Source organism: Prolixibacteraceae bacterium, assembly GCA_019856515.1.
Lineage (GTDB): Bacteria > Bacteroidota > Bacteroidia > Bacteroidales > Prolixibacteraceae > Halosquirtibacter > Halosquirtibacter xylanolyticus.
Genome location: CP082230.1, coordinates 1,691,016 through 1,703,791, shown reverse-complemented (window position 1 = coordinate 1,703,791; position 12,776 = coordinate 1,691,016). Strand labels below are relative to the sequence as shown.

Annotated in this window: 8 protein-coding genes; 6 read left to right on the top strand and 2 right to left on the bottom strand. The window is 38.3% G+C overall.

The annotated features are described in order from the left end of the window. The first annotated feature begins 6 nt into the window (after positions 1-6). The 6 genes from ilvC (at position 7) to leuB (ending at position 7,470) form a co-directional block, all read left to right on the top strand. Positions 7-1,059 (top strand): ketol-acid reductoisomerase, encoded by a 1,053-nt coding sequence (ilvC, locus tag K5X82_05915; GenBank protein ID QZT38429.1) that lies wholly within the window; start codon positions 7-9, stop codon positions 1,057-1,059. Between the two features lie 117 nt (positions 1,060-1,176). Then, the gene (locus K5X82_05910) at positions 1,177-2,679 is read left to right on the top strand and encodes a 2-isopropylmalate synthase (GenBank protein QZT38428.1); all 1,503 of its coding nucleotides are present in this window, start codon (positions 1,177-1,179) and stop codon (positions 2,677-2,679) included. A gap of 51 nt (positions 2,680-2,730) precedes the next feature. Further along, positions 2,731-4,128 carry a 3-isopropylmalate dehydratase large subunit gene (gene leuC / locus K5X82_05905; protein QZT38427.1) on the top strand — a complete coding sequence of 466 codons (1,398 nt, stop codon included), beginning with the start codon at positions 2,731-2,733 and terminating at the stop codon, positions 4,126-4,128. A gap of 31 nt (positions 4,129-4,159) precedes the next feature. Next, positions 4,160-4,747 (top strand): 3-isopropylmalate dehydratase small subunit, encoded by a 588-nt coding sequence (leuD, locus tag K5X82_05900; GenBank protein QZT38426.1) that lies wholly within the window; start codon positions 4,160-4,162, stop codon positions 4,745-4,747. A 109-nt stretch (positions 4,748-4,856) separates the two neighbouring features. Continuing rightward, positions 4,857-6,392: a 2-isopropylmalate synthase gene (locus K5X82_05895; GenBank protein QZT38425.1), complete on the top strand. Its 1,536-nt coding sequence runs from the start codon at positions 4,857-4,859 to the stop codon at positions 6,390-6,392. 13 nt (positions 6,393-6,405) lie between these two features. Continuing rightward, positions 6,406-7,470 (top strand): 3-isopropylmalate dehydrogenase, encoded by a 1,065-nt coding sequence (leuB, locus tag K5X82_05890; GenBank protein ID QZT38424.1) that lies wholly within the window; start codon positions 6,406-6,408, stop codon positions 7,468-7,470. A 1,667-nt stretch (positions 7,471-9,137) separates the two neighbouring features. On the opposite strand, the gene K5X82_05885 is transcribed toward leuB, so the two are convergent. Both K5X82_05885 and K5X82_05880 read right to left on the bottom strand, forming a co-directional pair. Next, the gene (locus tag K5X82_05885; protein ID QZT38423.1) at positions 9,138-10,454 is read right to left on the bottom strand and encodes a PepSY domain-containing protein; all 1,317 of its coding nucleotides are present in this window, start codon (positions 10,452-10,454) and stop codon (positions 9,138-9,140) included. A gap of 5 nt (positions 10,455-10,459) precedes the next feature. Next, a complete protein-coding gene (locus K5X82_05880; GenBank protein ID QZT38422.1) occupies positions 10,460-12,703 on the bottom strand; it encodes a TonB-dependent receptor in 2,244 nt (747 codons plus the stop codon). Positions 12,704-12,776: the final 73 nt, after the last annotated feature.

Genomic DNA, 12,776 nt, shown 5'->3' with positions numbered 1-12,776 from the left:
AGAAAAATGGCAAAGTTAAATTTCGGAGGGACAGAAGAGAAAGTAGTGATGCGTGAAGAGTTTCCATTGGAAAAAGCACGTGAAACAATGAAAGATGAAACCATTGCTGTAATTGGTTATGGTGTTCAAGGTCCAGGACAGTCTCTTAACCTTCGAGACAATGGATTCAACGTAATTGTTGGTCAGCGTAAAGACTCAAAGACTTGGGACAAAGCTGTGGCTGATGGTTGGGTGCCAGGAGAGAATCTATTTGATATTGAAGAAGCTTGTGAGAAAGCAACTGTGATCCAATACTTGTTGTCTGATGCAGGTCAGATCGCTGTTTGGCCAACGGTGAAGAAGCACCTTACAAAAGGAAAAGCACTTTACTTCTCACATGGTTTTGGTATCACTTTTAACGATAGAACAGGTATCGTACCGCCAGCAGACGTTGATGTTATCTTGGTTGCTCCTAAAGGATCAGGAACAAGTTTGCGTACAATGTTTCTTGAAGGACGTGGCTTGAATTCAAGTTATGCAATCTTCCAAGATGCCACTGGTCGTGCTTATGATAGAGTAATTGCTTTAGGTATTGGTGTAGGTTCAGGTTACCTGTTTGAAACAGATTTCAAACGTGAGGTTTATTCTGACTTGACTGGAGAGCGTGGTACTTTGATGGGATGTATTCAAGGTATTTTTGCTGCACAATACGAAGTATTAAGAGAACAAGGACATACACCATCAGAGGCTTTCAATGAGACGGTTGAAGAGTTGACACAAAGTTTGATGCCATTGGTTGCACAAAATGGTATGGACTGGATGTATGCAAATACTTCAACAACAGCACAACGTGGTGCACTAGATTGGTGGAAGCCTTTCCGTGATGCAACCAAGCCTGTGTTCCAGAAATTGTATGATGAGGTAGCTTGTGGTAATGAAGCACAACGTTCTATTGATTCAAATAGCCAACCAGACTATCGTGTGAAATTAGAGGCAGAATTAAAAGAACTAAGAGATTCTGAGATGTGGCAAGCAGGTCAAACTGTTCGTCAGTTACGTCCAGAAAATAATGAAGGATAATATTTAAAAATCAATCTCTCTTTGCTGTACCTTTCTATATGAGGTACAGCAGAGAGAACCACCATCTTTTAGGATGGTAACCAAAACCGAGTATATACCCAAAAATAGAGAATCAGGATGGCAGATAGAGTCTATATATTTGATACAACATTAAGAGATGGAGAGCAAGTCCCAGGATGTCAGTTAAACACTGTAGAGAAGATAGAGGTAGCAAAAGCTCTCCAAGAGCTCGGCGTCGATGTGATTGAAGCAGGCTTTCCAGTATCAAGTCCAGGTGATTTTAATTCTGTGGTAGAGATCTCTAAAGCGGTAACTTGGCCAACCATATGTGCTTTGACTAGAGCAGTAGAGAAAGATATCGATGTGGCTGCCGATGCACTAAAATATGCCAAAAGAGGGCGTATTCATACAGGTATTGGAACGTCACCATATCATATTAAGTATAAGCTAAACTCTACTGAAGATGAGGTGCTTCAAAGAGCCGTTGCTGCTGTTAAATACGCAAAGAGATATGTGGAAGATGTGGAGTTCTATGCCGAAGATGCAGGCCGTTCTGATAATGTCTATTTAGCTAAAGTTGTGCAGGCGGTAATCGCAGCAGGAGCTACGGTGGTTAATATACCTGATACAACTGGTTACTGTTTGCCTAATCAGTTTGGTGAGAAGATTAAATTCTTAATGGAGAATGTCTCTAATGTTCATAAAGCAATTCTTTCAACTCATTGTCATAATGATTTAGGAATGGCTACTGCCAACAGTATCTCTGGGGTGATGAATGGAGCAAGACAAGTGGAGGTTACTTTGAATGGTATTGGCGAACGTGCCGGTAACACTTCATTAGAAGAGGTGGTGATGACATTGAAGAGTCATCAAGACCTGAATCTTGAGACAAACATTAAGACACAGAATATTTTTAAAACTTCTCGCTTGGTCTCTACCTTGATGAATATGCCTGTTCAAGCCAATAAAGCGATTGTTGGACGAAATGCATTTTCCCACTCTTCAGGTATTCATCAGGATGGTGTCTTAAAGAATCGTGAGACCTACGAGATTATCGATCCAGAAGATGTCGGAATCAAAGAGTCGTCAATTGTTCTAACTGCGCGTAGTGGTAGAGCAGCTTTAAAACACCGTTTAGAAGTGTTGGGTGTGAACCTAGAAGGCGAAAAGCTAGATGAAGTATACCAAGAGTTCTTGAAGCTTGCTGATAAAAAGAAGGACATCAAAGAGGATGACCTCATGGTATTGGTTGGTGAGGTCGAAAAGACGGAAGGGCAGCGTATCAGACTTCACGATATCCAGGTGGTTACAGGGAAGAATATGGAGCCAATGGCTACCGTGAAGTTGAACATTGCAGGAGAACTATTTACTGCATGTAGCGTTGGAAATGGACCCGTTGATGCAGCACTTTCTGCCGTGAAACAAATTATTCACAAGAAAGTCATTTTGGAGGAGTTCTTGATTCAAGCGATCACACGAGGAAGTGATGATATCGGTAAGGTACATATGACCATCAACTATGGTGATCATTTCTATCATGGTTTCGGAGCCAATACAGATATTGTCATAGCATCAGTAGAGGCCTTTATTGATGCTATCAATAAGATTGTCGTAGTATAATTACGATATCTGTTTCTAATTAAATAAAGTAGAACAATTCAACATTATAACATGCAGCCAAAAACATTATTTGATAAAATATGGGATGCCCATGTCGTGAAACAAGTAGAGGGTGGCCCGAATGTAGTCTATATCGATAGACATTTTATTCATGAGGTGACCAGCCCAGTAGCTTTCACTGGTATTGAGAACAGAGGGTTAAAAGTAGCACGCCCAGCACAAACAACAGCTACTCCAGATCATAATGTCCCTACAATTGAGCAAGACAAACCGATTAAAGATGAGGAGTCTCGTTTTCAGGTTGAGACATTAGAGAAAAACTGTTCTAATCATGGTATTCAATATTATGGTTTAGGTAGTCAAAATCACGGTATTGTTCACGTTGTAGGTCCTGAAATGGGATATACACAACCTGGTATGACTATCGTTTGTGGTGATAGCCATACCTCTACTCACGGAGCTTTTGGTAGTATCGCTTTTGGTATTGGAACAAGTGAAGTGGAGATGGTGTTTACCTCTCAGTGTATTATGCAGCCAAAACCAAAGACGATGTTAATCAAAGTTGATGGAGAACTGTCTGATGGAGTAACTGCAAAAGATATTGCGCTGTATGCTATTGCTAAATTGACGACTTCTGGGGGTACTGGTTATTTTATTGAATATGCAGGCTCAGCAGTGGAAAGCCTTTCTATGGAAGGTCGTATGACTCTTTGTAATATGAGTATCGAATGTGGTGCTCGTGGAGGTATGATTGCACCAGATCAAACTACTTTTGACTATGTGGAAGGACGTCCTTTTGCACCAAAAGGTGAAGCTTGGGATAAGGCTTTGGCTGAATGGAAAGAGCTTAAGACGGATAGTGGAGCTGTTTATGATGCAGAATTTCATTATGATGCTGCAGATATCACTCCAATGATCACTTATGGTACGAATCCAGGAATGGGAGTATCTGTGCAAGGGAATATCCCTTCAGGTACTGACCTAGAAGGAACGGATAAAATATCTTTTGAGAAATCATTGGAATATATGGGATTCTCCGCAGGACAACAGATGTTGGGACATCCTATTGACTATGTGTTTGTTGGAAGTTGTACCAATGGTCGTATCGAGGATCTAAGAGCTTTTGCTGCATTTGTTGATGGCAAAAAGAAAGCCGATAGTGTAACTGCATGGATTGTTCCTGGATCAAAAGTAGTAGAGAAACAGGCTCAAGAAGAAGGTCTTGTTGAGGTTTTAGAAGCAGCCGGATTTAAAATGAGAGAGCCTGGATGTTCTGCATGTCTAGCAATGAATGACGATAAGATTCCTGCAGGTAAATATTCAGTATCGACCTCTAACCGTAATTTTGAAGGTCGTCAAGGACCTGGTGCAAGAACGTTGTTGGCAAGCCCATTAGTGGCAGCAGCAGCAGCGATTACAGGAGTGATTACTGATCCGAGAGAGTTATAATCGAAGTCTTATTTGTTTAGTTAATATTGTTATGCCAATAGATAAGTTTGAAACATTACAGAGTACAGCGATCCCATTGCCAATAGAGAATGTGGATACTGATCAAATCATCCCAGCACGATTTCTAAAAGCGACGGAGCGAAAAGGTTTTGGAGATAACCTCTTCCGTGACTGGAGATATCAAAAAGATGGATCTCAAAATGATGATTTCGTATTAAACGATGATCGTTATAGTGGATCGATTTTAGTTGCAGGTAAAAACTTCGGTAGTGGTTCTAGTAGAGAACATGCTGCTTGGGCTATCTATGATCACGGATTTAAAGTGGTTGTATCTAGTTTCTTTGCCGATATTTTTAAAGGAAACGCATTAAACAATGGCTTACTTCCTGTGGTGGTGTCTGAATCGTTTTTAGAGAAAACATTCGATGCAATCGAAAAAGATGCGACAACAAAACTGACGGTGGATCTTGAAGCACAAACGATTACTAACGAAGCGTTAGGGCTTTCAGAGTCGTTTGAAATCAATCCATACAAGAAAGAGTGTCTCTTAAAAGGATACGATGATATCGATTATTTGATTCATATGAAATCAGATATCGAATCTTTTGAAAAGAAATAAATAATGACCGAATTATCTCCACTGCGTGACTTTAATGAACACTAGTGGAGATACAGTTGATAATATCTAGTTACATCTGATTAAAGATGTGATATATTCTTCCCTCAATATGATGAAAAACCGTACCATATCGATCATGGATACTACGCTACGAGATGGTGAGCAAACTTCAGGGGTCTCCTTTGCTGCTCATGAAAAACTCTCGATAGCTAAGTTTTTACTCCAAGAGCTCTCGGTTGATGCTATTGAAATAGCATCGGCAAGAGTGTCTGATGGAGAAATGATAGCTGCAAAGAAGATAATGGATTGGGCACGATCCAAAGGCTTTGCGTCTAAAATAGAGATATTGGGGTTTGTGGATCAAGGAAAATCAATACGTTGGATTGAAGAGGCCGGTGGAGAAGTGTTAAACTTACTTTCAAAAGGTTCTGCCAACCACTTGAAACATCAACTAAGAAAGAGCCTTGCAGAACATATTGAAGAGATAAATAGTTCGATCAACGAAGCATTGTCTAAGGGCATTAATGTAAACCTATATTTGGAGGATTGGTCTAATGGAATGAAGCAGGATGCGTCTCATGTTTATCAACTTCTTGAAGGAGTGAATGTAGATAAGTTAGGGAGGGTAATGCTTCCTGATACTTTAGGTATATTGACCCCACATGAGACCCATACTTTTATTCAAGATATGGTGGATCGTTTTCCAGATATATATTTCGACTTTCATGCCCACAATGATTATGATCTATCCGTGGCCAATGTGTTGTCGGCAATGCAGGCTGGAGCAAAAGGAGTGCACACAACCGTCAATGGTCTTGGCGAGCGAGCTGGAAATGCGCCATTGGCAAGTGTGGTGGCATTGATTCATGATCATACTGATTTTTCGACGAAAGTAGAAGAACGTAAAGTAGCCTTGCTATCTAAAATGGTAGAGTCCTATTCAGGAATCCGTATTTCTCAGAACTGCCCTGTGGTAGGTGAGAATGTGTTTACCCAATGTAGTGGAGTGCATGCAGATGGTGACAACAAACATGGACTATACTATAATGATCTTTTACCAGAACGTTTTGGTCGTGTTCGTAAGTATGCTTTAGGAAAAACATCAGGCAAAGCCAATATCGTAAAAAATTTAGAAGCACTCGGTATTGAGATGGAACCTGCGGAGTTGAAGATTGTTACTGATCGTATTATTGACTTGGCTGACAAGAAAGAGAATGTGACCATAGAAGATCTTCCTTATATTATTTCGGATGTCTTGAGAACACAACAGTTGGAGGAGAAAATCAAACTCTCAAACTACTCTTTGGTACATACGCAAGGTTTGTACCCGACAGCCACTTTGAGTATCGAAATTGATGGTCAAGTACATCAAGCCACATCGGCGGGGGATGGACAGTATGATGCATTTATGAATTCGTTAAGAATGATCTACACCAAACTGAATAAACCTTTCCCTGCTTTAATCGATTATTCTGTGACAATTCCTCCTGGAGGAAGAACAGATGCCTTGGTGGAAACTGTGATCACATGGAACTATGGTAAGATTTTTAAAACCAGAGGTCTAGAGAGCGATCAGACAGAGGCCGCAATTAAGGCGACCATTAAAATGTTAAACATTATTGAGTTAGAAGTAGAAAACTATTAATAAGTAAGAGGTGATGAAATTAAATATAGCAGTATTAGCAGGAGACGGCATCGGTCCAGAGATCGTAGACCAAGCATTGAAAGTAGTAAATGCAGTTGCAAATAAATTTGGACATGATGTTTCGACAAAAGAGGGTATAGTAGGAGCTACTGCTATTGATCAAGTGGGAGATCCTTATCCTGAAGCAACACATGAAATTTGTATGAATGCAGATGCAGTTTTGTTTGGTGCTATAGGTGATCCTCGTTTTGATAATGACCCAACCGCGAAGGTACGTCCAGAACAAGGATTATTAAGAATGCGTAAGCAGCTAGGTTTATATGCAAACCTTCGCCCTGTGACTACTTTTCCCTCTTTGCTACATAAATCACCACTACGAAAAGAGCTTGTTGAAGGAGCCGATTTCCTATGTTTGCGAGAGCTTACTGGTGGTATCTATTTTGGTGATAAAGGGCGTACAGAAGATGGTAATGGTGCTTATGACCATTGTGTATATACCAAAGAAGAAGTAGAACGTATTTTGCATCTTGCTTATAAGTTTGCATTACAAAGAGATAAACGAGTGACTGTTGTTGATAAAGCCAACGTTTTAGAAACATCACGCCTATGGAGAGAGGTGGCACAGAAAATCGAGAAAGAGTATCCTGAGGTGGAGACAGATTATATGTTTGTGGATAATGCTGCAATGCAAATTATCCAATGGCCAAAGAAATTTGATGTGATGGTCACAGAGAACATGTTCGGGGATATTCTAACCGATGAGGCAAGTGTGATCACCGGCTCTCTTGGGCTTCTTCCTTCTGCATCAGTTGGAACACACACGAGTGTTTTTGAACCAATTCACGGTTCATATCCGCAAGCAGCAGGTAAAGATATTGCAAATCCTATTGCAACAATCCTCTCTGCTGCCATGATGTTTGAAACTGCTTTTGACATGAAAGATGAAGGTGCATTGATCCGTAAAGCGGTCTTGGCTTCCATGGATGCAGGAGTGGTAACCGAAGATATCGACAAAGAGAAAAGTTGTAAAACATCGGAAGTTGGAGATTGGATTGCCAACTATATCTCAGTAAATTAATTGTTTAAAGTGATTTTATCAACTTACGGATACTAGTAAAGGTGTTTGTTAAGAAACAACATAAAAGAAGAGGAGTCCATTCCTCTTTTTTTATGCCTATACTTAAGATGATACTCAAATCTAAATTCTTGTCTCTACTATTCCACCTTAACAAAAAGACATGTCCTTCTAAACAAAACGATGGGTAAATGATGGCGTAAGATTAACTCTGTCTAAATTTACTTATATTAGAAGTCATGGAAAGTGTTTAATTAACACTTCTATGTGCCTAACTATAATTAATGACGTATTGTTTATCTTACGGTTTTAGGATGTCTTGCTGGTCTCAATAAGAGAAATTTAGATATTATTTCGTGTGACAAACCTGGTTCAAAAATAAGCAACTAAACGTACGTCAATATATATAGTCAAGGACGGTGTAAAATCACTACGAAAAATAACCCAGACAGAGTTTAATTTACACGACCATCATATTCAGTTAAACCGATATCATACAGTCAACTCCGGAGATTTATGGGCATGGTGTCAATGATAAATTATGAAGAAGCTCAATCTAACTACTTTAATTGGCTCTTTCCGAAACTTGGTGAGTGACCATATTAAATAGAACAATGCTTAGATACCATTATCACATCTGACCACATCAATATCACCTTACTCTGACCAACAAGCTACTATCACCTGCTTTTCCCCTGAGATGGCTCGAAGTTCATTCCAAGTTCACTCGAAGTTCATTCATCGATTTCCCATTTTGGGTGAGGGAATTTCGAATGATCTTGGAATGACATCCAAGAAAAAGCAGGTGATAGTAGCATGTTAGTCAGGTGATAGCGGCCTTAAGAGTTCTTTATGAATCACTATTTATCTAAAACGTCTTAATTTCGCAGGATGTATCCTTTATGATAATATTTCAATGATTCGTTATCTTCTTCCATCTAGAATGTGTTGTCCAATAATTGCACTGCTTTAATAGGCATCTAAACTCTTCTATATTACTAGTTTTGGTGAAGGCGATATGTGGCATTAAGAATACAGGAGTGTGATTGCAATCGATTCTGTTTCCGAGCTGGAGCTGCGTGTTCCTATGAGGGTGAAGAAAGACCATGAATTACCACATTAAGGTCGTTCACGGTTCTTGTGATAACTTGGATCGGAAAAATGCTTCTACTTTAGGAAATAACCGACATCTTAGATAGGGTTTCCTTCGTAGTTTATTGATACTTCAAGGATACTTCATTGATAGTTGCTTCATCAAAAATGTTAAATAGATGAATATTCTATGGTCATGCTATAGGTTTGTAGATGCAAAAGAGTTAAGAAACCATAACGATATATGTTCGTGATGTTTTTCATGAAATTATTATAGTAACGAGTTCAAAAAGCTTAAACCTACAATAAACGATGGTCTGTTTATCGTAATTTAATTGGTGAATATAGCGTTACATTGATGATTTGGTTGCAACGCCATATGGGGTATTCACCAAATCTCGGAAAGAGTCATTTTAATTGATATGCTTTTGAATAAAGGGACCTATGACATCGTAAATACTGAGGTGTTTTCAATGTTCTATTATCTTATTAAATGTTTAAAGATGATTAATACTATTTTTTGTTAAAAGTTTAAGTTGGTTATTTATAGTGATTTACAACGTCATATCGATTATTGTTTATTTCTTGTGGATTGTAATAAAAAGTCCAGTGATTAGTACGGCAGTTCCGATAGTTAAGAATATTAGTATTAGAGAAATTCTAATTATCGGGTAATGGTTTAGTTTTCCGATCTTGAATGCGTGTAGTCCTCGATAGAGAAAATTATTTAGCCGTGTATTGCTATCTTCGTAGTGGATTAATTCTCCTTTTATTAGATCAAATGTGAATGTGCTCTTCCCCTGATCATTAACTTTAATATTGAGTTGATTGTTTTCCCCTTTTGTCATGGTGATTTCATTCTTGGGAAGTAGTTGTTTGAAACGCTCTTTAAGATAGAGAGGGGTCCAAAAGTTCGATTTTACACTACCTGGATTGTAAAAAGTTTCCTGTCCTTCGTGGTCTATCATTTTAGTCATAACCTTTCCTCCAATATTCTTCCATGATATGGCGACAATTGGTTTTGTGTAATCTATTGAAGTAAGATTTTGTTGTACTGTAATGGGTTGTGGAGTCCAGATAGATTTTACTTTCTTTTTAACTCCGATAGGTGCCCAGCTAGGCGCAACATGGTGTAGTGAAAAGAAGCCACTAAGTGTCCATGTTAAAATAATAAGTCCTGCAGGTAGACCTAATGCAAAATGATATTTATGATTTTTCCTTTTATATGGATTGCTTTTTCTTGCTTTAAAGAAAATAATCCAGCCATATAGGTAACCAGATACGATAGCTATGAGACAGAAGACACATAGTACTTTAATTACGTTGATCCATGTTGATGTATGTTGTCTTAGCCATTTGAAGTATAGCCAATGTGGGATGGCTCCAAAATAGGCAATCCAACGCTCTTTGGTTGTAGTCCGCTGTACTACTTCACCTGTACGTGACGATATATAAAGTTGCAAGCCATCGTTGTAGGTGTATTTGTAAATAGGGAGATCTTTTTTTAACCGACTCCATGGTATCCAAGTATCAAGATCTTCTAATATGATCTTTTTAGTTGGTTGTTCTTTCGTTAGGTGTTGGGCATATTGATCGCATGCCACGGGTTTTGTTGTGGTGTAAATACTGAGAAAGACGGTGTCTTTCTCAGTATTGTTAATTTGATTAATTTCTCTCCACCCATAAGCACAATAACTTATTTCTCTATATGATGTGACCGATTTGTTGGTAATGACTTTTTTTGGCAACAACGGTTGGTGTTGGTTTACCCACTGTTTTGAGATATGTGGGAATCCCCCTAACAACATAAAGTATCCACTAATAAACCATACTAACATGATAGGAAGAAAAATCAGTCCAAAGATGCGATGGGTTTTCAAAAGAAATTTAGTCATTGTAATTATAGTTTTAGACCTAATGTAACACTCCAGTTGCGACCAGGTGAAGCGATGTATTGATTGGAATAAACCGCTGAATTATAATATAGTTGATCTGTTAGGTTTTTCACGTTTGCTTGTATCCAGTAGTGCTTTTTATCTAATCGAAGACCTATGTTTTGTACTGTCGATGAAGGAAGTAGGTAGGTGTTGCCACTATCTGAAAATTGAGTGTCTGTATATACCATTCCCCACCATGCCGAGAGGCCTTTAAACATTCCTTGTGATAGTTTATATCTCACACGACCATAGGCCGTATTTTGAGGAGAAAAAGCTCCTTGTTGATCTTTTGAGTCTAGTGTCTTATTGTAGCCATAGCCTCCATTTATATCTAATGCTTTTGTTACGTAATATGTAATATCTAGCTCCAGCCCTGTCGAGTTTATCTCTCCAATTTGGCCATAAACTTTTTTATTATCTTCTTTTCCTAAATAAGACTTGATATTGTTCTTGGTGATTTTATATGCTGTTGCTTGAGCAGATAAATTATTACGTTCGACCTTTATCCCTAGTTCATATTGGATACCGGTCTCAGGATCAAATATTTTGTCATCTCCTGATGGTGTTATCTTGTTTCCATTGGTGTCTTTGTAGATATAGTTCGCATTGTATGTCTCTCTATAAGGTTTGTAGAAGTTAGAAACAGATCCAAAGAGCGATACATTGTTTGCTACTTCATAGACCATACCTAGCTTATAGGAGAAAGCATGATCGGTATATGATCCTTTGTTATCGATATTACTTTTGTTTTTATGCTCATCTACTTTTGCTACCTCTTTATTGAAGAAGAAGTTATCTAATCTTCCGCCTATCATAATCTTAAAATGTTTGGTGACATCAATAAGATCTTGCACGTTGATCCCTACAATAACATCATCATAGGTGTTTACAGCAGATAGTTTGTGGTGTATCTCTCCTTGATTCAATATGGGATTCTCAACAGATATAACTGCATGTTCTCCTGGTCCCCAAACATCATCTTTGCCATATCCTGTATATGAATCACGGAACGTTTGGAAATAGTTGATGCCACTAGCAGTGTGATGTTTCATCCCCAACAGATTAAATGTTGAATGAAATGCAAGTGTGGATTGTATTGTTTTTGTTTTGTGTTGAAATCTAAGTGGGTAGCTTCGTTTAATTTGATTGATGTCGATATATTGTTTCTGATCACCTTTCATGTAGTAGTGGTCTTTCTCCTCTGTATCTGAAGTGATATAAGTCAATTCTTCAGTGGAAAAATAGTCTATATCATCATTGTTGAAAGATGCGGTCAGGTCTAGGTAATTATTGTGGGTGAACTGATGTTTCCAAGATAAGTAGATATTTTGATTCTTTGATTTTAGAAAATCTGTAGGATCATTGTACCTCTGGTCAGGGCTCATATTACTTGGTAGCTCCCCTTTGTTGTATATCTTTGTGTCGTTTTTACTGCTGAATATGTCATTTTTGAATGCTGGAGTTCCTGCTTCTGTATCATACTGATCATCAAAAGCTCCAAGGCGTAATTGTAACTCATCCTTATCTGAAGCTTTCCAACCTAAAGCAAAATATAGATTGTTTTTATTGACACCATTATCTCTCCATCCATCTGATCGGAGTATATTCCCGTCAAGGCGAATGGCTAGTTTGGGACTAATCTGTTTACAGTAATTTAGTTGGAAGTCATTGGTGTTATATGATCCAGTATTAAAAGATATTCGCCCTTCTTCTTTATCCCATGGTGATTTTCGCACAATATTAATAATACCACCAACTGATGAGCCTCCATATAATGCCGATGCAGGTCCTTTGATGAATTCTACTTTTGAGACGTTTGATAGTGAAGTCATAGGAGCACTGCTAGAATAGACCATACGATAATCAATTTGTCCATCTTGCATGACTACCGGTTTGTCAAAACCTCTCAAACGGAAAGTTTGAAATCCGCCATAGTTCATTCTTGTTTTAACACCAGTGGTATAATCAAAAGCTTCATTGATACTGTGGATATCTAATTCTTCTAAAGTTTTTCCTGAAATAGTGCTGGTTGCAGTTGGAATGTACTTGAGTGGAACATCAAGTTGGAGCGCATTTTCACGAGGATGAATTTGATTGGCATGAATTGCTACTTCATGAATCGAAATCGTGTCTTTTCCTAGTTTCTGTGCGTAGGTGGTGACACAGAGAAGTGTAGTGATTAGCGTTAAAAATGTTGTTTGTTTCATTATATGTTCAATTTTAAATAAGTGTTTTTCCTATTCAAAATCAAACTACCAAGTCATAGATATCCATTACTAA